The sequence below is a fragment of the Pediococcus claussenii ATCC BAA-344 genome (genome assembly GCF_000237995.1).
GTDB classification, from domain to species: domain Bacteria; phylum Bacillota; class Bacilli; order Lactobacillales; family Lactobacillaceae; genus Pediococcus; species Pediococcus claussenii.
On record NC_016605.1, the window covers coordinates 1,287,339 to 1,310,877 of the forward strand.

At 37.4% G+C, this 23,539-nt stretch carries 25 protein-coding genes and 1 riboswitch; of the genes, 8 read left to right on the forward strand and 17 right to left on the reverse strand.

What is annotated here, in order from left to right; translation table 11 throughout:
* Positions 1 to 10: 10 nt before the first annotated feature.
* Positions 11 to 808 carry a lp_1002 family arylesterase gene (locus PECL_RS06370; protein WP_014215747.1) on the forward strand — a complete coding sequence of 266 codons (798 nt, stop codon included), beginning with the start codon at positions 11 to 13 and terminating at the stop codon, positions 806 to 808.
* A 132-nt stretch (positions 809 to 940) separates the two neighbouring features.
* Complete coding sequence (locus PECL_RS06375) at positions 941 to 2,239, forward strand: LCP family protein (protein WP_014215748.1); 1,299 nt, start codon at positions 941 to 943, stop codon at positions 2,237 to 2,239.
* A gap of 117 nt (positions 2,240 to 2,356) precedes the next feature.
* Here the strand turns inward: PECL_RS06375 and PECL_RS06380 are convergent, their stop codons facing one another.
* The 11 genes from PECL_RS06380 to PECL_RS06430 form a co-directional block, all read right to left on the reverse strand.
* Entirely contained in the window at positions 2,357 to 2,815 is a 459-nt protein-coding gene (locus PECL_RS06380) for a threonine/serine exporter family protein (protein WP_014215749.1), read from the reverse strand.
* Positions 2,816 to 2,825: 10 nt separating this feature from the next.
* Positions 2,826 to 3,575, reverse strand: a complete 750-nt coding sequence (locus PECL_RS06385; RefSeq protein WP_014215750.1) for a threonine/serine exporter family protein — start codon at positions 3,573 to 3,575, stop codon at positions 2,826 to 2,828.
* A gap of 140 nt (positions 3,576 to 3,715) precedes the next feature.
* Positions 3,716 to 3,916 carry a cold-shock protein gene (locus PECL_RS06390; RefSeq protein WP_014215751.1) on the reverse strand — a complete coding sequence of 67 codons (201 nt, stop codon included), beginning with the start codon at positions 3,914 to 3,916 and terminating at the stop codon, positions 3,716 to 3,718.
* Positions 3,917 to 4,079: 163 nt separating this feature from the next.
* The gene (locus tag PECL_RS06395; RefSeq protein ID WP_014215752.1) at positions 4,080 to 4,745 is read right to left on the reverse strand and encodes a metal-dependent transcriptional regulator; all 666 of its coding nucleotides are present in this window, start codon (positions 4,743 to 4,745) and stop codon (positions 4,080 to 4,082) included.
* 15 nt (positions 4,746 to 4,760) lie between these two features.
* Positions 4,761 to 5,654: a cation diffusion facilitator family transporter gene (locus PECL_RS06400; protein ID WP_014215753.1), complete on the reverse strand. Its 894-nt coding sequence runs from the start codon at positions 5,652 to 5,654 to the stop codon at positions 4,761 to 4,763.
* 150 nt (positions 5,655 to 5,804) lie between these two features.
* A complete protein-coding gene (locus PECL_RS06405) occupies positions 5,805 to 6,497 on the reverse strand; it encodes a phosphatase PAP2 family protein (RefSeq protein ID WP_014215754.1) in 693 nt (230 codons plus the stop codon).
* Between the two features lie 10 nt (positions 6,498 to 6,507).
* Positions 6,508 to 7,161, reverse strand: a complete 654-nt coding sequence (locus PECL_RS06410; protein WP_014215755.1) for an HD domain-containing protein — start codon at positions 7,159 to 7,161, stop codon at positions 6,508 to 6,510.
* Positions 7,158 to 8,717, reverse strand: coding sequence for a ribonuclease Y (rny, locus tag PECL_RS06415; protein WP_041534634.1), 1,560 nt, complete (start codon positions 8,715 to 8,717; stop codon positions 7,158 to 7,160). Before rny ends, PECL_RS06410 begins: the two co-directional genes overlap by 4 nt.
* A 346-nt stretch (positions 8,718 to 9,063) precedes the next feature.
* Positions 9,064 to 9,474, reverse strand: a complete 411-nt coding sequence (locus PECL_RS06420) for a hypothetical protein (RefSeq protein WP_014215757.1) — start codon at positions 9,472 to 9,474, stop codon at positions 9,064 to 9,066.
* Between the two features lie 15 nt (positions 9,475 to 9,489).
* Positions 9,490 to 10,080: a GNAT family N-acetyltransferase gene (locus PECL_RS06425; protein WP_014215758.1), complete on the reverse strand. Its 591-nt coding sequence runs from the start codon at positions 10,078 to 10,080 to the stop codon at positions 9,490 to 9,492.
* A 60-nt stretch (positions 10,081 to 10,140) separates the two neighbouring features.
* Positions 10,141 to 11,028 (reverse strand): RluA family pseudouridine synthase, encoded by an 888-nt coding sequence (locus PECL_RS06430; protein WP_014215759.1) that lies wholly within the window; start codon positions 11,026 to 11,028, stop codon positions 10,141 to 10,143.
* A gap of 134 nt (positions 11,029 to 11,162) precedes the next feature.
* Positions 11,163 to 11,264: riboswitch (THF riboswitch) on the forward strand.
* 64 nt (positions 11,265 to 11,328) lie between these two features.
* Between PECL_RS06430 and PECL_RS06435 the strand changes: the two genes are divergently transcribed.
* Positions 11,329 to 11,883, forward strand: coding sequence for a folate family ECF transporter S component (locus PECL_RS06435; protein WP_041534635.1), 555 nt, complete (start codon positions 11,329 to 11,331; stop codon positions 11,881 to 11,883).
* A 71-nt stretch (positions 11,884 to 11,954) separates the two neighbouring features.
* The gene (locus PECL_RS10220) at positions 11,955 to 12,107 is read left to right on the forward strand and encodes a hypothetical protein (RefSeq protein WP_014215761.1); all 153 of its coding nucleotides are present in this window, start codon (positions 11,955 to 11,957) and stop codon (positions 12,105 to 12,107) included.
* A 79-nt stretch (positions 12,108 to 12,186) separates the two neighbouring features.
* Here PECL_RS10220 and recQ read toward each other — a convergent pair whose 3' ends face one another.
* From recQ to PECL_RS06455, 4 genes are all read right to left on the reverse strand, one after another.
* Entirely contained in the window at positions 12,187 to 13,953 is a 1,767-nt protein-coding gene (gene recQ / locus PECL_RS06440; protein WP_014215762.1) for a DNA helicase RecQ, read from the reverse strand.
* A 111-nt stretch (positions 13,954 to 14,064) separates the two neighbouring features.
* Positions 14,065 to 16,239 carry a GH25 family lysozyme gene (locus tag PECL_RS10260; RefSeq protein ID WP_014215763.1) on the reverse strand — a complete coding sequence of 725 codons (2,175 nt, stop codon included), beginning with the start codon at positions 16,237 to 16,239 and terminating at the stop codon, positions 14,065 to 14,067.
* A 148-nt stretch (positions 16,240 to 16,387) separates the two neighbouring features.
* The gene (locus PECL_RS06450) at positions 16,388 to 17,638 is read right to left on the reverse strand and encodes an MFS transporter (RefSeq protein WP_014215764.1); all 1,251 of its coding nucleotides are present in this window, start codon (positions 17,636 to 17,638) and stop codon (positions 16,388 to 16,390) included.
* A gap of 23 nt (positions 17,639 to 17,661) precedes the next feature.
* On the reverse strand, positions 17,662 to 18,411 hold the full coding sequence (locus PECL_RS06455; RefSeq protein WP_014215765.1) for a hypothetical protein: 750 nt from the start codon (positions 18,409 to 18,411) through the stop codon (positions 17,662 to 17,664).
* A gap of 161 nt (positions 18,412 to 18,572) precedes the next feature.
* On the opposite strand from PECL_RS06455, the gene PECL_RS06460 reads away from it, so the two are divergent.
* The 4 genes from PECL_RS06460 to PECL_RS06475 all read left to right on the forward strand — a co-directional run bounded on the left by PECL_RS06460 (position 18,573) and on the right by PECL_RS06475 (position 21,609).
* Complete coding sequence (locus PECL_RS06460; protein ID WP_041534636.1) at positions 18,573 to 18,755, forward strand: hypothetical protein; 183 nt, start codon at positions 18,573 to 18,575, stop codon at positions 18,753 to 18,755.
* A 9-nt stretch (positions 18,756 to 18,764) separates the two neighbouring features.
* Positions 18,765 to 19,823: an aminopeptidase P family protein gene (locus PECL_RS06465; protein ID WP_014215767.1), complete on the forward strand. Its 1,059-nt coding sequence runs from the start codon at positions 18,765 to 18,767 to the stop codon at positions 19,821 to 19,823.
* 83 nt (positions 19,824 to 19,906) lie between these two features.
* Positions 19,907 to 21,316, forward strand: a complete 1,410-nt coding sequence (locus tag PECL_RS06470) for a C69 family dipeptidase (protein WP_014215768.1) — start codon at positions 19,907 to 19,909, stop codon at positions 21,314 to 21,316.
* Between the two features lie 80 nt (positions 21,317 to 21,396).
* A complete protein-coding gene (locus PECL_RS06475; protein ID WP_014215769.1) occupies positions 21,397 to 21,609 on the forward strand; it encodes a CsbD family protein in 213 nt (70 codons plus the stop codon).
* Between the two features lie 159 nt (positions 21,610 to 21,768).
* Here PECL_RS06475 and PECL_RS06480 read toward each other — a convergent pair whose 3' ends face one another.
* Positions 21,769 to 22,800, reverse strand: coding sequence for a branched-chain amino acid aminotransferase (locus PECL_RS06480; protein ID WP_014215770.1), 1,032 nt, complete (start codon positions 22,798 to 22,800; stop codon positions 21,769 to 21,771).
* Between the two features lie 334 nt (positions 22,801 to 23,134).
* Complete coding sequence (locus PECL_RS06485; RefSeq protein WP_014215772.1) at positions 23,135 to 23,524, reverse strand: tautomerase family protein; 390 nt, start codon at positions 23,522 to 23,524, stop codon at positions 23,135 to 23,137.
* Positions 23,525 to 23,539: the final 15 nt, after the last annotated feature.

Sequence of the window (23,539 nt, forward strand, 5' to 3'; positions counted from 1 at the left end):
AGGCATTTTTATGCAAGTAAACACCATTACACTCAGTTCTAACAGTTCGGCAACATTAACAAGTTATCTACAAGAGACAGACGCAACTGGAAAAATTAAAAACCGTCCACTATTAATTTTCGTTCCCGGAGGAAGCTACACCCATATTCCAACTGAACAATCCGAAACTGTTGCACTACGTTTCATCGCAGCAGGCTTTCAAGTTGCTATTTTACGATATTCGTTTATAGGTGAAAAAGAACCGCTGTTTCCAAATCCCATTATTGAACTAGCTCAATCTGTCGTTTATGCCAAAAGCCATTCTAATGATTGGAATATCGATCCGTCAAAAATTATATTAATGGGCTTTTCTGTTGGTGGACACATCGTAAGCAACTACAATAACTATTGGAACTCCGAATGGCTATCCCAAAAAGTAGATTCAACCCATGACCAATTAAAAGTGGCTGCTACAATTTTAGGATATCCAGTAATTAGTCCCTTCCTAGGATTCCCAGATTCAGCAACTCTTGTAAAATGGACAAATGAACCCGAACGCTACGCTGCAGATCAAAACGTCACAGCTTCCAACGTACCAAGTTTTATTTGGACTACCCAAGATGATCAACTTGTGCCTTCGAAAAACAGTTTAAAATACTATCAAGCATTGGTAAATGCCGGAGTAACTACTGAAATTCATATCTTCTCACATGGTCCACATGGTATGGCATTGGCAAATAAGTTAACTGCTAGAAATGACGATATGATTAACTCCCGAATTGCTAAGTGGCCGGCGCTCGCTTTGAACTGGATCGATGAAATATTGTAATTAAATCAATATGGTATACTTAACTTCGTTTATTAAGCTTTGCTAAAAGTAATCTTTAGGCGTTCTTGTGAATACCTAATTTTGATAGAATACATTGAGTTAACTATTCAGTTGCAGAGGAGTTCTGTTTTTATGGATCCTAGAGAAAAACGTTCCAATTCAAAAAGAAAATCGGGTAATCATTACCTCAGTTTAAATCGACTGCATAGGGACAATTCGGATGAAAGCAAAAATGAATTGTCTCATTTAAATAAGCGATTTAAATTTGATAAAAGAAAGCGTAGAATCGCTTTAATTGTTGCTTCAATTTTGGTAATTTTCTTAGTTATCTTTGGAGTACGTAAATGGTTTCAAGCTAGAGATGCTGCCAATTCAATATTTAGTTCTTCAAACATTCAAAAATCACGGAATGTTTCTTCGACGCTTAAACAGAATAAGCCAATTTCGATTCTACTACTCGGTACTGATACAGGGGCGCTAGGTCGAAATTATCGTGGGCGAACTGATACTATCATTGTTGCGACTTTGAATCCTGGCAAGGAAAAAATGACCCTTACCAGTATTCCTAGAGATACCTTAATTTCGGTCCCAGGATATTCCGATTATGGTCCCTCTAAAATAAATGCTGCCTACGATTATGGTGGGGCTGGCACAGCTATCAAAGCTGTGGAGAAGCTCCTTAATATTCCGATCGACTTCTATGGCTTGATTAACATGGGTGGGCTTGAAAAGATTGTCAACGGTGTAGGTGGTGTTGATGTTACTCCACCGCTAACCTTCAAATATGGTAACGCCGACGTTAAAAAAGGAGTCAAGATCCATCTCAATGGAAAGGCTGCCCTTGATTATTCCCGAATGCGTCATCAAGACCCTCAGGGAGATTACGGGCGTCAGGGACGTCAACGTCAAATTTTGATGGCAATTCTTCGTAAGAGTGACTCGATTACAACGCTCCTCAATGAAAACTTTATGGATTCGTTAAAATCACAAACTCAAACAGATTTATCCTTTGATGAATTAGTTGCACTTTCAACAAACTACCGAGTTGCTACCCATCATCTTAAATCAACGCATTTGCAGGGAGTTGGAGCCGTAATTAACGGTGTTGATTTTGAAGTCGCACCACATGAAGAAATGCAAAGAGTCACTAATTTTATTCGTTCAAACTTAGGGCTTGATAAAGCCGATACAGGTACTACTGGTGTTGCTGGTTATGGTGAAGATACTTCCACTGATGATTCAACAAGCTCCTCATCTGCGAGTTCTGCTTCATCAAGTAGTGAAGCAGCGGCGCCTGCAGCTCCTGCCACTCAGGATCAGCAACAACAGGCTCCTGCCACTCAAGCACAACAGCAACAAGTTCCTCAACAGAGCACTACAACTCAGCAACAATCTGACACTACAACTAACAACCAGGTCCCAGCAAGATAATTAATCTAATTAAAAAAATCATTGGCCACTGCCGATGATTTTTTTGATTTCTATAGAAAATTGAAGAACTTTGTTGAATAAAATAAGTTTAGAACCGAAAAGAGGTATTGTGATTCACTAGTTTCTATTATTACTTACAAAAAAGGTTCGTTTGATTTTAAAATAAAGCTGATTTACAAGTTCTGCCAATAAAAAACCAATTGCAATTGAACCAGCAACTTCCGCAACTTGCATCATGAAATGAAGCGCCACATCAGTGTGATTAAGCGCAAAATTTCTAACCATTTGATATGCCTGTCCCCCCGGCACTAATGGAACGATTCCCGGAATATTAAAAATAATCATGGGCATTTTTAATTTATGTGCTGCTACCACACTTAAAGTTCCAATAATTGTAGCTGATGTCAAACTGCTGAGTGCTAATCCCAGCTTGGCAGAAAGCATTAACCAATAAACAGTCCAAGCAATTCCGCCAACAATTCCTGCAACAACTAAGGCACGATGTGGAATGTTAATAATTATTCCAAATCCAATTGTCGCAATCCCCGATAATAAAAATTCTAAAAGTATTTGCATATGTATTCACCTACAAAAATCTAAAAATAAATGCAATTCCAAATCCAATGGCAACAGCAGTTAACATTGCTTCAACTGCTCTTGCTGGAGCGCTTACCAGATGTCCATCCAATAAATCCCTCACCGCATTAGTCAAAGGTACACCAGGTACTAAGGGCATCACAGAGCCAATGATTATATCATCAATATCTTTACCTATTCCAAGGTGAACACTATACACAGCTAAAAGTCCAATGACTAGAGCCGCTACAAATTCACTAATAAATTTAATATTCAAAATTCGATTAATAAAATAAAAAATCGCAAAACCAATTGCGCCAACAAAGGCAGTTATCCACAAATCGGACATATTATTGGAAAAAACTGCCATCAAAGGGCCACTAACAAGAGCAGCTCCGATAATTTGCAACCAAAAAGGAAAAAATGGGGTTGCATCATCAAGCGTACTTAATCGTTCAAAAAAGGCGTCTAAATCAATCGACTTATTAGCATATTTTCTGGATAATTCGTTAACCGCTGCTACTTTTTCAAGATCGATTGCTCTTCTGTCAATTGTCTCAATTTGAGCATTTTCGGTATCAGGAATCGAAACGATTAATCCAGTTACAGTTGCAAATATTTTCAGGTTATTAACCCCAGAATTAATTGCAATTCTCTTCATAGTATCCTCTGCCCGTGCCATTTCAGAACCATTCTCAATCATTATTCGCCCAGCAATCAGACACGTATCAATAACTCGATCAATTTTAGTTAGACCCATGTTTCCACTCCTCCGAAACATTTAATAATTAATTGTACCAGCTATGGTAAAGTATTAAAAGTTACTTTCAAATCTGAAGACAAAAAAAGTAGCGACCCTAAAGTCGCTACTCCAATTGTTATTAAATTAAATTTTAAAAATTAAGCTTTAACAACGTTTACTGCTTGTGGTCCACGGTCGCTTTCTTCTACATCAAAAGTAACTGCTTGACCTTCTTCAAGAGTCTTGAAACCTTCACCTTGAATAGCTGAGAAGTGAACGAATACGTCACTTCCATCTTCGCGTGTGATGAAACCAAAACCTTTATCAGCATTAAACCACTTAACTGTACCTTGTTCCATTATGAACATCCTCCTGTAGCTGCCTTACGACAAACTTATTTATTGTAGCTTGATCCGGTCATTGGGGATAGTTCAAATGAAACAATCTAACCAAAAGTACCTAACCAAAATTACATTTTAATTATAGCATGCGTATCCAAAAAAAGATAGGTTAAAATCAAGGTTATTTTTCAGGTTGGACAAAAACGTAATGTGACGCCTTAAAACTAACCTCTCGAATTGTATCCTCTTCCTTTTCAGAAAGAAGTTGGACCTTAATTGGTCCTTCAAATGGTGCATGCCCAATAATTTTAATACGATCGCCCAAATCAAAATCAATTTGATCCAAATAAGTTAACAGATCTCGATTGTCTGCTAACCGATCAACAACGGCTACATCACCATCCTTTAACTCTGAAAGTTGGACGTGGCTATATTCTGGATAATATCCATCAGCAGTCGGAATCACCCCACCATGTGGGCAATGTTTGGGATGCCCTAAAAAAGCGTCTAAATCATTAATTATCTTCTCGCTATTAACATGTTCAAGTTGTTCAGCATCTGTGTGTACTTCCGAAAGCTTATAGTGTAGTTTATCGACCAAAAATGTTTCCCAAATTCGGTGTCTTCTTACCAATTGTTCAGCTACTTCAACGCCCTCATCTGTCAACGCAATTCCTGCATATGGTGTATGAGTAGCCAAGCCGTCCTCAACAAGCTTAGAAACCATTTCTGTTACCGATCCTGCTGCGATATCTAAACTATTAGCAATTTGTTTATTTGAAACCTTATTCTTAGTACCACCGAGTTCAAAAATTATTTTTAAATAATCTTCCTTCATTGGCGTCATTATCAATAGAACTCCTTAAATGTCATTTTGATTTGTCGTAAACTTTGTAGCATCACGTCCCCGCTCGACTTCTGCCTGTAACGTGACGTGGTCCACATGATACTTCTCCGTAAGTAATTTTTCAACCGCCTGGTACGTCACCTCAACATTGCTTAACATCTGGTCCTGTAAATTGATGTGAGCCGAAAAAATAATTCGGTTCTCGTCAATCATCCAAGCATGAATGTGATGTACACTAACTACTCCACATACTTTCTCCATATCCAGTGCCATCGCTTCATAATCTAAATCAGGACCTGATTGCATTAATATATTAGTTGAATCACGTAAAATTGGAAATGTCTCCTTAATAATATACAACGAAACGAGAATGGTAACCAACGGATCAACCCATGTAATATTAAATAGCTGTATTACAATAGCCCCAATAATTACTCCAACTGATGACAATGCGTCACTCAAAAAATGTAAGTATGTTGCCTTTATATTCAAATTGTTTGTTTTCCCACTATTCAGTAGTAACGCCGAACCAGCATTAGCAAATAATCCTATGATCGCAACAATTAACATCAAGATACCATTAATTTTAGTGGGTTCAAAAATTCTTTTTCCTGCTTCCACAATTAAAAAAACAGAAATAACAATTAAAAAAATTGCATTAAGGTATGACGAAATTATTTCTGCCCTGCGATATCCAAATGTCTTGTGTTGATTTGACTTCTTACGACTGATACGGCTTGCTGCATATGCCATTACAATAGCAGCACCATCTCCCAAATTATGAAAAGCATCCGAAATTAACGCCAAACTGCCTGAAAAGATACCTCCCAGAAATTCCGCTACCGTAATCAAAATATTTAAAGCTGTAACTATAAAAAAACGTTGCCCTGTCAAAGAATTATCATGCATAAATCTGCCCCCTGGTTCAAATTCATTATGCTACAACTCCAAGTCAAACACAATTATTTTTTAGGCGCACTTAAAAAATTTTTTAAGCTATATTTTTTAATTTGAAGATCAAAAAAATAACTACTAAATTTAGTAGTTATTTTTTAATAATTATCTATTCAAAAAATCTTTTCGCTGGTGTCTGCCAACGGGATTAACAAAGCTTGCAACTAATTCGTAATAACGTTTATATAACCACAGAGCAACCGATAACCACACAATTGCAATCGCAACTGCAACGATTGTGTCGGATAAATAATGGGCTCCTAAATAGATACGTGACCACATCACTAAGATTATCCAAACATAACATAACCGGTATAACAAAGTTTTAACGGTCCCATTTTGAATAGGACGAATAAAGAATAGATATAAAAAGGCAATAACTAGTACCGCTTCAAAAGTATGACCACTTGGCATACTATATCCGGTTTCTGGTATAACCTGATTTATGTTAGGGCGTGGTCGTTTAACAATTTCTTTTACAACAAATGCAATTGCAACTCCGCCAAACATTGTTGCGAGTGTCCAAATAGCATCAACCCTTTGACGACGTCCAAACCATAGATATAAGGCTATTAATATTGCATAAATCAGTCCTAATTTAGTATCGGCAATATGTGTGATCATCTTCATCACGACAGTTAACCATATCTGCATACCATCTTGAATTAAATTACTGAACAAACGATCAATCGTATCCAATAATTGTAAATGAATCTTTGCTGCAAAGATTAAGATTACTGCAACAATACCTGCCGTCCAGACATATTGCCTTTTGATATTCTGTACATCGTTTAACATAGAAATACTCTCACCTTTCCTGATTCCATTCCAAATCGAATTCTTCTAAAAATTCTTGCATTACAACTGTTCTTCTCTGAGCAATTCTTTTTGCTTCTTCAGTATTCATTAAATCAGCAAGTTTAAGTAATTTTTCGTAAAAATGGTTAATAACCGTTTCATTCTCTCGATATTGGTCGTGTGTCATATGTTTCCTTGGAGCGATCTTAGGATCATAAATCACATGCTCATGACTGCCACCGTAATAGAAAACACGCCCAATTCCGATTGCACCAATAGCATCTAATCGATCAGCATCCTGAACAATATTACCCTCCGCTGAAAGTTCATAACGTTCTTCTAAATTTTTAGCATATGACATATGCGTTATAATGTCGAAAATTTGATCAATATCCGCTTGACTAACGCCGATGCGTTGCATAAACAAAGATAGTTGTTTTTCAGCATCTTCAGTGCTTTTTACCAACTTTTCATCTATGACATCGTGCAAATAAGCGGCCGCCGTAACAACACCGAGATCAATCCCCGCCTGGCTTTTAGCCAATTTTTTAGCCATTTTAACCACGCGTAATATATGTGCATAATCATGTCCGGTAAAATCATTACCCAAACGATCTTTTACGTGTTGGTCAATTAATTTGGTCTGCTCTGAACTCAGAATCATGCTCGCCGCCTTTCTGCATATTCAACAATTTCAAGCTTTCTCACAACGGTTACCTTAACTTGTCCTGGGTAAGTAACATTTTCCTCGATCTCATTTTTAACTTCAGTAGCGATGTCATGAATACTCTTATCGTTCGTTTTCTTTGGTTGAACAATAACCCTTAACTCACGTCCTGCTTGTATTGCATAGCTTTCATCAACTTCAGGCTGCTCATTAGCAATGCCTTCCAGACTCTTGATTCGTTGTAAGTAGTCTGCCGCTGATTCATTACGCGCTCCTTGTCGTGATCCAGATATTGAATCGGCTGCCGTAACCAAATCAGCAATTACATATTCCGATTCAACATCCCCGTGGTGAGAGGCAATAGTGTTTACAACCACTGGACTCTCCCGATATTGTTTGGTGAGCTCTACTCCAATTTCAACATGAGTTGCTTCAATATCACGATCAATTGATTTACCAATATCATGAAGTAATCCTGCTCGCCTTGCCATCGCTGAATCTTCACCAAGTTCTGCCGCAAAAATTCCAGCCAATTTAGCAGTCTCGATAGAATGTTCTAGAATGTTCTGACCATAGCTCGTCCTGTAATGCATTCGTCCAATAAACTTAATTAGATCCGGAGCAACTTTTGTTAAACCTAATTCATTAACTGCTTTTTCTCCATAATGTCTGATATGGTGATCCATGTACCGATTAGTCTCGTTAACAATCTGTTCGATTGCGTCTGGATTCACACGATGAGTCTCACTAATGCGCTCTAACACTCGATAAGCAGTAGCACGCCTAATTGGATCATATCCATTAATAATGACTTCACTTTCTTTATCATCAATAATGATATCAACACCGGTTAATGCTTCAATTGCTCTAACATTTTGCCCAGCATTGCCGATTATTTTCCCTAATACTTCCTTGGAGGTTACCTCAAGTGAACGATGATTTTCATATAAAACCGTTTTTCCACCACTATGCTCGATCGCCTGGTCAATTAAAACCCGCGCACTGTTTTCACTAGTCGCTTCCAATTCCGTTTCAGCATCAATTACATACTTATTATATGTTTGTGACACATCTTCTTCCGTTTCCCGTAACACCTCGTGATCAGCGGCATCTTGACTCATTTCAGCAGAATTCTGTAAAGCTTCATGTCGATCCAAAATCAGCTGACGACTGTTTTCTCTAATATCATGTAGTTCTTTTTTTTGACTTTTTAAATCTAAATTTTTTTGATTCAAAAGTTCATTTTTTTTAGCTAATCCCTGTTCTTTCTTATCTAGTAGTTCAATTCGCTGATCAAGCCAACGACTTTTTCGTTCGTTGTCCTCAATGTCTGTTTTAATTTCATCTTCAATTCCATCTCTATATTGAATGGTATTTTTCTTTTCTTTCGAAATTAATTTTTCAACTTCATCTTTATCCTTAATTTCACCATGTCGTCTAATTTGCGCTGCCGCAATATTAGCTTCTTGAATTGATTTATTAAATTGAAACTTGCGAAAAGCAAAACCGATTAGAATAGACAGAATTAACAATATAATTGTTATTAAAATCATTCCTTAGCCTCACATTTTTAAATTATCTTCTAAATTATAGCATAAGGATCCCTGGCAATATTTAAGTTTTATTTTAAAGAGCCCCACCGCAACAATTATAGGTGACTCAAATTCTAAACTTTCACAAACAAATTTGTTACAATTTTTGACGTATCCTTTACATATGTCTTATTTACCAGATCCAAAGCTAACATCTATCGTCACCATATATAAAGTAATTAAGATGAAAAAAGCTTGATGTTTTCAGAATAAAAAAACTCCCGTACACTGATTTACTACCAAATCAGTACACGAGAGTACAGTTTCAAATCTATTACAGCTATATGCTTATAAAATAACCATTCCGTTACTCTACCATTCTCCAAACACCCTCGCCAGCCTTAGCCATGTCATTTACAAAACCCATAACCATTTTGGCGCGATCTTTATCATGCTCAAACAACTGATTTAGTCCCTCACCAGTAGTCATTGGTGTTCCTAATTCAAATTGTCCTTCACCTATCTTAGCTTTCGAAAAGGCAACTACCCATTCCTCAGTATCAATAGCTGTATATAAAAAGAATAAGTTGTAATCATCACTTAAAAAAGCAGGTACTGCCCACACATTCTCTCCAACTTCTTGCGTTGTATTCCCCATAAAGTTATATTCGGATGCATTTTCAGCATCAATACCATGGTTCAACTGTAGCAACATAGTGTTAAAGCGTGGTTCTCCTAATGTAATTTCTACATCTTGGTTATTGTTTTCTTCAGTCATCCTTTTACCTCTAGACTAAGCCGACATTACATTCTGGAGTTTCTTTTGCATATGGAAATACAAATGATCTCCAATTTTTCTAATTCCGACCGTTATAAAATTATTTTTATTGTACAGTTTTTTTGCATTTGGATTTTCAAAATCAACATTCAGCCCAATAGTTGTTTCACCATCACGGCGGGCAAACTTAGGTAGTGTGCGTAAAAGTTTTCCACCAATTCCCTGTCCCTGATAATTTGGATCAACCGCGATCGAATCTAAGTACCATTCATTGCGATATGCTTCAATATCAGGCTCCAGTTCGTCATCTAGAATGTGTGCTTTTTCCGCATAACCACTTATAATATCATTTAGATGTTCCTCGTACTCATCAGAATAGCCAAAAGCCACTCCAACAACCTTACCAGTATGTGTATCTTCCGCAACGACCGTTTTAGCCATCGTATCCAAATATTCATCAGTTGAATACGCCTGCCCTAACACTCGTTGCCATCTGGCGGCGGGTACGTCGTCTAATTCCGACAACTCCATCTCTTCGTAAATAATATTAATCAACGGCGCTATCTGTCCAGCATCGTCCTTGTCTGCTTCTCTAATTGTTATCACAAAAAATCCCCCTTCAATATTGCTTATTAGCGTATCGAATATTACCGGAATTGTCAAAAATCAAAGCCCTAGTTGAGCTTTTAACTGATCAAAGTCTTTTGGTAATGGTGCTTCAAAATGACGTTCCTCTTTTGTAATCGGATCAAAAAAGTCCAGCTCACTTGCATGTAGTGCCTGTCTTCCAATTAATGGGTCCTCATGACCATACAAATGATCTCCAATCAACGGATGGTTAATTGCGGCAAAATGAACTCTAATTTGGTGTGTACGTCCTGTTAACAACTCAACTTGCACAAGTGTTTTACCATTATTGCGACTGAGCACCTTGAATTTTGTTCGACTTCTTTGTCCGTCTTCCTGTATTTCACGATGAATCCCATCCTGTGCTAATCCAATCTTTTTATCAATGATACCTGTGTCTTGCTCCAAGTTTCCTTCCACAATCGCTAAATAGTATTTCCTGATCCGTTTTTTATATACATCTGCCGAAATCAAGCTGTTCACAATCGCGTTCTTTGCGACCAGGACGATCCCACTAGTATCCCTATCCAATCGTGAAACGAGGTGCGGAACCATATTTGAAGAACCCTGTTCTTGCCAGTGTCCTTCAATTCGGTTTACCAGAGTGTTTTCCGAATTACTTGGACCTGGAACTGAACTTACACCGGCATCCTTATCAATCACTAACCAATTATCATTCTCAAATAAAATTGACAATGCATCATGACTAATTGATACTCCTTCGTGCGCTTTTTCATCAGGTAACTCAATGTAGAACTCCTCAAAAGGCATTAGTTTATCCGAAAAATCAATTCTAGTACCATTTTCATCGACCAACGATCCTTCATATTCAATCCTTTTAATTAAACGCTGACTAACATGTTCTTTTTGTAGCACTCTCTTTGCATTGATAATCTCTTCATAATCATTCCTAAATTTATATCTCATATTTTCCTCGCAAAAATTGATTTTGTACTTCTGTATCTACCCTAACATTTGTAAGTATAAATTAAAGTTAAATGGATATATACCCTAACTTGCATTTCAATCTCACTAAGCTACAATGAAAAATAAGCTCTATCAATGGAGTAGGGAAAAATGCGTTAAGTGTTGGCAAGACGGAGAGTTGTTTGCCAAACGAATGGATTAAACATCCAGCGGTATTTTTCTCGCATCTCGCCGTTGATTAGGAAGATTTTTCATGCTCTTTCTATTCGTTCTGCGGCAACAAAGACTGGAGGGATTTGCATGAAGAATTTTTTTAGTTTAAAAAACGTTTTTACCGTGCGAAATCTAACCATTATGGCTTTGTTGGCAGCGTTAGACGTTGTATTAGCTCGTTTTACAACGATCCATATTTCTGCACAATTTACGCTGGTTAGTTTTGAGTACATTCCATCAACGATTGTATCTGCACTTTTTGGTCCATGGGCAGGGTTGGTATTTGGAATAGTGAGCGACACCGTTGGTTATTTTTCCAATCCGATCGGACCATACTTACCTGTTTGGGCTATCAGTGCCATAGTTGCAAATTTGATTGCTGCTATTTTTTTGTATCGTGGCAAATTTAGTTGGTGGCGAATAATTATTGTCAGATTACTTGTTATGATAATCGTTACGATGGGACTTAATTTCATCTGGCAATCACTTTATTTTGGAGCATCAGCGAGCTTATTCTTCAATACGGCACGAATCATCAGTAACATCGTACAACTGCCTATTCAGGTTATTTTGATCCGTATTTTTGGTAAATTATCGTTGAATGCTGTGGACCGCAGCCTTGCTGCTCACAAATCCTTTTAAGAATTTGTTTGCATTTTATTAGGTTTCAGCTTAAAATAGAAAAAGATTACTTTGTTGAGGAGGAACTAACCATGGCTGTTAAAAAACCATATAACACCTGGGCTCGCGCTCGTAAAGTTGGTGGAAAACGTGAAAAGAGTGTTCGCCAAACCCGTATTGTTGCTATCCAACAATGGGCAAAAGGCAAGACAGATACTCTTGTTGAAGCACCTAAAGCTAAATAATACTCTTTAAAATTAAAAGAGATTCGCAAATGCGAATCTCTTTTTTTACATTAACGGGCTATACTTTGCTGATTTGTTGTTACTCCTCAACTGTCTCTGCTTTAATCAATTCTATAAATTGCTTTCCATACTTTTGCAATTTATTTTCCCCTACTCCCTTAACAACTTGCATTTCCGAAAGCTTAGTCGGTAAGATTTCACACATAGATTGTAATGTTTTATCTGAAAAAATAACGAAAGGTGGCACATGCTGCTTTTCTGCAAAATTTCGTCGTAGTCTACGCAACTTTTCAAATAAGTCACTATCTTCTGGCAAACTTTTTTTAGCCTTAACCGCAGATTTTCGATAAACTTTCTTGATTCCCTTCAAAACCTCGATTCCACTCTCCGAAACTTGCAATACAGGGTATTGGCCGCCAGAAACCTGTAGAAATCGGTAAGCAGTTAAATAATCAATTAATTCTGTTACCTCTTTTTGTGAACGATCTTTCAGTAAACCATACGTACTTAATTTATCAAACCTAAATTGTCGTACCTTTTGAACTTGGGATCCTGTTAAAACCTGCGCAACGACAATTTTGCCAAAGCCTTCGTTCATTCGCTTAACACATGACAGTACCTTTTGAGCGTCAACAGAAATGTCTTGTAATTCACGCTCATCTAAGCAATTACCACATTGCCCACATTCTGGGCCTTCATCTCCGAAATACTGCAAAATAAATTGTTGCAAACATTGTTGCGTATTAGCATACTGTGTCATTTTCTGTAACTTGGTATATTCGACTGCTTTACTTGCTTCATCCATCTCAGATTCGTTAATAAAAAAGCGTTGAATCCGAACATCCTTTAACTTAAATAATAGAATCACTTCACTCGGAAGACCGTCTCTACCAGCACGTCCGGCTTCTTGGTAATACGCTTCAATACTTCCGGGGACCTGTGCATGAATTACAAACCGTACATTACTCTTATCAATTCCCATCCCAAAAGCATTTGTAGCAACCATAATGGGAATACGATCATATAAAAAATCCTCTTGATTTTGCTGGCGTACCGACTCTGATAATCCGCCATGATACATGGTAGCAGGAATTTTTTGGTGATTCAGCATACCAGTGATACGTTCAACTTCTTTCCGAGTTGAAGCATAAATTATTCCCGACTGCTTTTTATTGGCCCTAAGATACTCTTGCAAAAAAATGTCATTATTTTGATCTTTAATAATTTGAAAAGACAGGTTTTTACGAGCAAAATTTGTTTTCACCTCATGTTTTGGACTAATGTTAAGTCTTTCCATAATATCCTTAGCCACTCGTGGTGTTGCAGTAGCGGTTAATGCCACGATAACCGGATTAGACGAAAACGACTTGATTGTTTCACTTAAACTTAAATAACTTGGACGAAAATCATGTCCCCACTGAGAAATACAGTGAGCTTCATCAACCGCAATTAGATCAACTTTTAAATTTGTGAGCTCCCTAACAAATGATTCAGAATCCAATCTTTCTGGTGAAATATATATCAATTTAACATCACCACGTGCGGCCATGCTAATGCGTTCATCAATCTCCATAAAGTTGAGAGTACTATTAATAAAGGTCGCTGCAATCCCATTTTCATTAAGAGCATCAACCTGATCCTTCATCAAAGAAATCAAGGGCGATACCACCAAAGTTATTCCCTTAAACATGAGTGCTGGTATCTGATAACAGAGTGATTTTCCACCCCCAGTGGGCATAATTGCCAAGGTATTATCACCATTTACAATATTATCAATGACTTTAGCTTGACCACCACGAAATGAATCATAGCCAAACTTTTCTTTTAAAATTAATTGTGGATTCATAAGTTTTCCTTATCATTGTTCCAAAAAATAAAAACACCTACTTAAATATACCACCTTCTGAAAAAGTGTCATTAAATAGATGTTCGCATTTATTTCAAATCATTTTTTAAATTAAATAAATTTTCCCCAGACATTATTTGCAGTACCTGTTGGGTGAGTTGGCAAATATGCATCTTTGCCATTTAAGGTAAAGTGAACCCATACGTAACCATTTTTATTAACATACGAATCATATTTCACGCTGGCCCCCACTGCTAATTTCTTAATTACCGTTGAAGTTGCACTAGGACTAGTATGAATCATGATGGGTACATTTCCATTAACAAAAGTTGCACTTTCCTTTGTGAACCCACTTGGTATCTTAGTTGTGGGTTTAGGTGCCGGTTTTGCTGCCGGTTTTGCTGCCGGTTTTGCTGCCGGTTTTGCCGGTTTTGCTGCCGGTTTTGCTGCCGGTTTTGCTGCCGGTTTTGCTGCCGGTTTTGCTGCCGGTTTTGCTGCCGGTTTTGCTGCCGGTTTTGCTGCCGGTTTTGCTGCCGGTTTTGCTGCCGGTTTTGCTGAACTAATAGGCTTCAAGTTTGCCTTTGAACTTGGACTTGTCTTTGAAACAGTTACCTTGCTTGCTGACGAACTTGAATTAGTTGGAGCATCTTTAAATGTTCCCCAAACATTATTGGCTGTACCAGATGGATGAGTTGGAAGATATACGTCTTTCCCATTGCTATTCTTATAATGTACCCATACGTAACCATTCTTATTGATGTATGAATCATATACAACTGCTTTTCCAGCTGCAAGAGTACCGACTACTGATGACGTTGTTGTGTAATTAGAATGGATAGAAATTGATACATTTCCATTCACAAACTGTCCTACTTCTGCTGTAAATCCCTTAGGAATTTTAATTGTCGTCTTGTTTGATTCAGTTGAACTTGTCAATTGCAGATCAATACTTGAGTCATTTGTATTTTTAACAGATGTTACTGAAACTGGAGTTACATTAAAGTCACTAATCCAGCTGTCCACAGTAGAAAGAAGCACTTTACTACCATTCACCTGCTGGACTACATAGCTCTGCCCTTTTACATTAGTTGGGATAGCTTGCCCAGTAGCCCACGTTTGTGCAGAAGACTTGATTTGAACTGTTTTACCAACTTGAATTCCCGTTGTTGGATATCCATTATTTGTTACACCCAACAGATCAACATCCCCATCTAGACCTCCTGAGGCATATGTAGATGTGAACTGCCAAATAGCAACGCCATTCATTGATGGGAAGTAGTTATAATTAGGCGTTGATGTGACATTATAGTCTGGGTAAGCAGCTATCCATAGTGAATTAGGAAACAAATTTAAAATAGCATTATAGTTCACGTACTGTAACGTATATGGCTTATAACTATAATACATTGGTGTATATCCGTAATTTTTTATTTGCGTCATCTGCTGAATCAAAGTATTAGTATTAAAACTTACGTTATTTGATGCACCGTCTTCGAAATCAAGAGCCACAATTGAGCCTTTAGGTGTTGTAACTTTTGGAAGGAAATAATTTAAAACATTGGTAGCATTGCTTGTACTTGAGCCAAACTGGTCCCAGATATATGTGTGCATTCGCAACCCATTTTTTAGCCCAGTAGCAACCTGTGTTTGGTAAGTAGACTGGTCATAAATGGAACCATTGATTGTTCCACCAATCTGAGCAATTGCAAACTTATCAGTTGAATAGGCCTGCTTCCCATTGTTTCCTTGATAAACGGCCCAGTCAGTTCCTTGTTCTGGTTTACTAGCTGTTGAAGACGCTGGCGCGACACTTTTAGCTGTAACTGATACAGAACTAGCGGCCGCAGCACTTTTTTTGACCTGACTGGTTGCAGAACTCTTCACGGCTGCCACATTGCTTACAGGCTTTGCTACCGAAGATACTGCACTTTTAGTAGTTGCAGCCACAGAACTAGTTGCTGTACTACTAGAAGCAGCAGTAGTCTTGCTAACCGCTGCAGTACTTGTTGAAGCTTTTAAATTTGAACTAGCTACCGAGCTAGCCTTTGCTTGCGAACTAGTAGCTTGTGAACTAGTAACTACTGATGAGTGCGTTTGCAAACTATTTGCTGCTGAGCTAGCCTTCACAGTACTGGTTGCAACACTACTAGTCGTTGCAGCGTGAGCAGTCACGTCCTCCTGTAAGGTTGAAACTCCAACTCCAATTGCCAAGGCGGTAATTGCAGCCGCTACCCAATTTTTACCATCCTTGTACATCTTGTAACGCTTTTTATTCAAATTAAACATCTACGTCCTCCAAAAAAACAATTCAATCTTCATATAAATAATCACCAAATTGTAACACCTTCATTGTAACTTCTTCATATTTTGTTCACATTATTTCACTGTTACAATTATGTAACATAAACATATTACACACCGTATAACAATTTAATTAATTATCTGATACATTTTTAAGTCCAGCCTGTAATTGTAGATCATAGTTGCGGGTCGCAGGCAGTCCAATAATCAATAATCCACATGCAATTGTTGCCACCCCTGCAATCACAAAAATATTTTGAACACCAAGCCTGTCAGCAATTGGTCCCGCAAAAATTAGTCCAACCGGCCCTGCCAAATTCATTAATGAGTTCATAACTCCCAAAACTCTCCCTAAGAACTCAGAAGGGTAGCTTTGTTGAATCATCGCCATTAATAATGAGTTGGAAAAAGGAGTAGCAATGCCTGCCAAAAAATTTAAAAAAGCAAAGCAATTGAATCCCGAGTTGTTAGGAGCAACCATCCCACTTATTGTCACCGTTATTCCTATCACCAAATAGGAAATAACAATGGGTTTAATTCGATTTCTCCATCTACCCCAGATACCAATCACACTCCCACCAAAAAGCATCCCCACCGAATAAATCATTTCTACAAAGCCAGCCTGTCCCACAGTTCCGTGAAAATAGTGCATTGTCATTAATGGGTAAAGAGTTGCAGCTGGCATAAAAAACAAAGTAAATAGTGTCCCTATTAAGGTGACATACCATAGTGCATGATTATCGATCAATTTTTTAAATCCAATTTTAGTATCTGCAAATATTCGTATTGGCTCCTCTGCAGCTTTTGTTTTCGGGAGATTTACAAAAATAATTACGCCCACGCCAACCAATGCTCCAAATACGTCAATTAGGATTAGGTAATTAATTGGAATAATTGCATACAAAAAGGCTCCTAGAGCTGGGGCAATAATAAGATTAGACGATTGTATCATTCCAAGTTGACCATTAATTTTTGTGATCTGTTCGGGTGGGACAATCATTGGAATTAAAGATTGCATTGTAGGCATCTGGAACGTTTGTGCCACCGCTCGCACAAATAAAGAAACAAAAATTAGCCATAGTGGAAAATGACTTGCTACTGTTCCAACCACCGATAAAATCACGGCAAATGCTGCTGCAACCATATCAGGAACCACTAATAGTAATTTTTTATTCCATCGATCCACAAATGGACCAACAAAGGGACTCAATACAATCATCGGGATCATGCCTAGAAGCATGGCAAAACTCAGAACAGTTGCAGATCCAGTAGTTTTTGTTAAATACCAAACGATGGCATACTGAACGATCATACTCGTAATTCCAGATAAAAATTGGCCCCCTAAAATCAAGTATATGTTCCTTTTCCAAAGTTCTTTTCCCATTGGTTCTACCTCACTGATCGCACCTATTTTACGATCGTATATTCATCGATTGTTTTATTATTTTTATCTTTTAATTCTAACCAACCATTGGTCCCACCAAAATATAGGAATAATCCCACTTCGTTAACACTTTTAAACGTTATATCTACAGTTGTACTTAATTTTTTTAGCTCACTTTCATGATCAGCACGTAACTTTTCACCCAATCTAGCCGCAAAGCCTAACGACCCATCTTTATTTAAAGGAATATCCTCACGCAACTTTGCTCCCGATAGAATTAACATTTCATTGCGCTTTTTCCAATAGATTGTTGCTTTACTACCATATGAATCAACAAAGAAAGGTATCTCGCTAATCTCCTTGCTCCAACGATGGGAGGCTTTGGCACCGACCTTCTTCTTACTAAACAACTCATATCCAAAACTATTCAAAATAGTTATAATTTGTGTGACTTCTTGGTTAACAAGATTCACAAAATTAGCAGGAATTACCCCCTCTTCCTTATAACTACGTAGTTTCACCCTTGATTCTTTTGCCTTTTCAATAATTCCTCGAATTAAATATTTTTTTTCAAGTTGTTTTTTATCTTGGATAGCAACTACTGTTTCAGATTCTAATAAATTTGGCATCGTTTCTGTAACTTCCAACAACTTGCGATTTTTAGTTACTAAGAAAATTGCGCCTTCTACTTTTTCACCAATTGAAATAGTTAAATTTTTAGTCATAGCTTTTATGGTTTGCCCATCAATGATTACGTTTAACTCAATTGCCATAGTGTTACCCCCGTTACAATGTTCAAATTAATGCTTATTATATCAAATCAGCGTATTAAAATAGCTGTTCCACCTTAATTGGTTAAAATATTCACAAACATCTCGAAACTACCAGTTTAAAGTGCTACACTCATCTAAATTAGTCAGATGGAGGAATTAACTTGTTTTTACTTATACTAGTGCTACTTGCACTACTATTTATTCGCTTTAGTTGGAAAATCGTAAGCTGGGTATTGATTACCGTCATCGTGCTTGCAATTGCCACTTTATTTATCAGAATGGTGTTTTGGCTTATTGTTATTGTATTAGGAATTGGTGTACTAATGAGTTTTAGGAATGGGTAGGTAACTTATATGAGCAATATTAATCAAGTTAGATTGACTTTACGCGACTCCGCACTTCTTATTTCAGATTACTATAATATTCAATACTTAACAGGTTTTAGAGGGGCCGAAGGGGATGCAAAGATATTATTAACGCCACAAAAAAGCTATATCATCACTGACTCTCGCTATGAAGAAGAATTAGCCACCTCAGTTTACGATTCCTTCGAAGTTCAGATTACACGGTCCTTTGATGAGGCTGTCGTTCAATTATTAAATAGAGAAAATATAACAACATTACAATTTGAAGATACGTTATCCTATCGCGAATATCGTCTTTTGAAATCGCACTCAAGACTTAAACTTTCGGCAAGTCGTGAATTAATTGATAAGGTTCGTTCCATTAAAACACCGTCTGAAATCGGAGCAATCAAAGCTGCAAATGAGCTTTCATCGGAAGGATACCAATATGTATTAAACTTCATTAAAGCTGGCATGACTGAAAAAGAAGTTGCTACTTCACTCGATGATTGGATGAAATCACACGGGTCCACTGGTGCCTCATTTGAAACAATCGTGGCGAGTGGCCCTCGAGCTGCAATGCCACATGGTTCCGCAACAAGTAAAATCATTCAAAATGGAGAAATGGTTACTCTAGATTTTGGATATTATGTTGATGGCTACACTTCAGATATTACTCGTACTTTTGCCGTTGGAAATCCCTCATCAAAAATGAAAGAAATTTATGAAATTGTACTATATGCGCAAGAACTTGTTATTAATACTATTCACAATGGAGTTGGAGGGCCAGACTTAGATCAAGTTGGACGTGATTACATTACTAGTAAGGGCTTTGGCAAAGAATTCAACCATGGTATGGGACATGGAATCGGCCTAAATATCCACGAGTACCCACAAAGCTATGGTGGAATGCAAAAATACCAAACTCATACTAATGAAATAATAACGGTTGAACCCGGAATCTACGTAGAGGGATTAGGAGGCGTCAGAATCGAGGACGACTTACTAGTTACAAAGGACGGATATAAAGATTTGACCACAGCACCTAAAAATTTGATTATTGTATAACAGTTAATGCTCTGGATTGCTAAGACGAAATCATCAATTCGCGGTATACTATTATTAATACTTAATAAAGGAGTTTTTTATTCATGGAAAAAAGAATTAAGGGTTCGTGTACCACTATTTTAGTTGGAAAGGATGCTTCAATCGATGGCTCAACCATCATATCAAGAAATGATGATGGTCATGAGGCCCTCGATCCACAACGTTTTGTTGTTGTTCAACCAGAAGACCAACCTCGCCAGTATAAAGCAGTCATCAGCGGAGTTGAGGTTTCCCTACCTGACAATCCCTTACGCTATACTTCAATGCCAAATTCCATTTTAACTAACGGTATTTGGCCGGCAGCAGGAATTAATAGTAAAAACGTTGGAATGTCTGCAACCGAAACGATTACAACCAACTCACGAATACTTCGAGGACTTGATCCCTTTGTTGAAAATGGTGTCGGTGAAGAAGACCTTGTTACCTTAGTACTTCCCTACATTAGCTCAGCACGTGAAGGTGTTGCACGTTTAGGTTCACTACTTGAACAATATGGTACCTATGAGCCAAACGGAATCGCTTTTTCTGATAATAAAGAGGTTTGGTGGTTAGAAACTATCGGTGGACACCATTGGGCAGCTGTTCGCATCCCAGATGATGCATATGTCGTTGCGCCAAATCGCATGAATATTGATACTTTTAATTTCGATTCAGAAGATACTATGTCTTCTAATGATTTAAAGACCTTGATTGATGATAATAATCTTAATCCTGATTTCTCTGGTTATAACCTTCGCCACATATTTGGAAGTGCCTCTGTTAAGGACACGGTTTATAACAACCCTCGAACTTGGTTTGGACAGAAATACTTCACACCAGAAGTAAAAAGCGATCCAATGGATCAAGATTTGCCATTCATTTGTCATGCTAACCGTAAAATTTCAATCGAGGATGTTAAGTACGTTTTAAGTTCTCACTTTGAAAATACGCAATACGATCCTTATGGTCATGGATCCGAAGACGACAAGAAACTATTCCGTCCGATTGGTATTAATCGAAATCACAATGTTCACATTCTTCAAATCAGAAATAACGTTCCTTCTGAAATTGCAGGTATTCATTGGTTGGCTTATGGTGCTAATACATTCAATACAGTTGTACCATTCTATTCAAATGTTGAAGATACCCCAGCTGTGTTTAAAAACGCCACTGGTAAGTTTGACCTGACTAACATGTATTGGTTGAGCACAACAACTGCCTTATTAGGAGACACCGACTACGATTTATACGTTGATTTGCGTAATACGTTTGAATTGGAAGCAATGAGTGCTTATCGTCATATTCAAAATCAAACGGATAAGGATCTTGCTAACCAATCTGATTTACAAAATTACTTGTCAGTTGCAAATGAAAAACTAGCTAACGAATCTTTTGAACGTCAGACCAAATTATTAGGTGAAATGGTCGTTCTTGGATCAGCTAACATGAAATTACGTTATAATTTAAACGACTAATTCAAGCAAAATATTTCCCAAAATAATACCTCCTTGTTAAAATTATATTGTAATCAAAAAACTTATAGGAGGTATTATTTATGTCTGATAAAGATAAAGTAAACAATGCTAAAGATCAAGTTGCAGGTAAAACCAAGGAACTAACTGGCAAAGCCACTGGAGACAATCAACAAGAAGCAGAAGGCAAGCTCCAAAACCTTGCCGGAAAAGCTAAGGATAAGTTGGAAGATGCCAAGGATACCGCAAAAGGTGTGGCAGACTCCGTAAAAGAGAGATTTGATAAAGATAAATAGTTTCGAGCGGACGATGACAATATATTTGTTGTCGCCCGTTTTTTAATATAAATTCAACTGAACAGTTTCAGAAAATAAAATTTACTTTGAAATTAAAAATATCACAATGTAGTAATAAAGACATACTAGATATTGTGATATTTTAAAATACTTTATAGACTATAAAATCCGTTCAACCCAACCCTCTGGCGCCTCAACTGTTCCAAATTGGATTCCAGTTAGGGTATTAAATAATTCACCTGTGATTGGCCCTACCTTTGTTTCGCTATAAAAAATATGTAGCTTACCATTATGCTGCAATCCTCCAATTGGTGAAATAACAGCTGCAGTTCCACAAGCTCCAGCCTCAGAATAATCGTCCAACCGATCAATATAAACATCCGCTTCTTCAGCTTTTAGACCAAGACGATTCTCTGCCAGCCATAATAAAGAGTACTTGGTAATGCTTGGTAAAATTGATGGTGACTTCGGCGTTCTGAATATTCCATCCTTGGTAATTCCGAAGAAGTTAGCTGCGCCAACCTCTTCTATTTTTCGATGTTCAATTGGATCTAGATAAACACAGTCGGCAAAGCCCTGTTTACGTGCTCGATCACCAGGCAATAAACTAGCCGCATAATTTCCTCCAACCTTGCTCTGACCCGTTCCACGATGAGCGGCTCGGTCGTAGTCAGAAGTTATAAAGTTGACTGGCGACAATCCACCCTTAAAGTAACTCCCAACTGGCATTGCAAAAATGGTGAAAATGTACTCGTCAGCTGCATGCACGCCAATCATTTCACCGGTTCCGATCATAAGAGGTCGCAAATATAAAGTTGCACCACTCCCATATGGAGGCACAAAATCAATGTTGGCCTTCACAACTTGTTTAACAGCATCTACAAATTGTTCTTCCGGAAATACTGGCATTAATAGCCGTTCACATGAGCTTTGCATTCGCTTTGCATTTTGATCTGGTCTAAACAGTTGCACCGAATCGTCAGGTGTTCGATAAGCTTTCATTCCTTCAAACACAGCTTGCCCATAGTGTAAAACCGGTGATGCTTCACTAATATGTAGCGTACTGTCCTCAACAATTCCCGCATCTTGCCATTCACCATTTTTCCAATGTGCTGTAAAACGATATGGTAAATCCATGTAGTTAAATCCTAAGTTTTCCCAATCAATATCCTTAGCTTCTACCCTGCTCATCCTAACACCCCTACTAAAAATTATAATGTTACTTACCATTTTACATTATAATCCAATTAAAAAATAGTTAATTTACAAAAAAATTGTGTCAAAATTGACTCGTCTTTGTTTGATAAACAGCTTGTCAATTGATTCTAATGCTTTCAACATATCAACATTTTGAATCTTTCGGTTCATTAGAATCATTACTACTACGGTTTTAGTCATACGTACACTTTATTGATTGCCTTATGCCTTGTTGGAATTAGCAAATGAAAATATATAATATAAAAAAGAGAGGAATACACATTAAATGTACTCTTCTCCCTTTATAATCCTCTATTAAAAATTATTTTTAGAGATCTCCTGTCAAAAACTGTGCTTTTCCCATTCCAAAGCTCCAGTCTTCATCACTATTAACTGTTAAATTAATCATCACATCTTCTGGACGAATACCAGTTTTTTCATGCAGTTTGCTAACTAGATTAGCGTAAAATTTTTTCTTCTGTTCACGTGTTCTAGGTCTTGTTGTTAAGCTAAACACCAATACTTGATCTGTTCTTTCAAATCCTAATCCGGTATCCAAAATTTGCATTTCATACGCTTCATGCTGATTTACCACTTGATATCGATCTCCCACCGGTGCTCCAAATGCATCGAGCATAACTTGATACGAAATATCTAAAATCTTCTTGATCTCATCTTCTGAACGTCCCTTTAACATATCAATTTTCATTAATGGCATAATTATTCTCCTTTT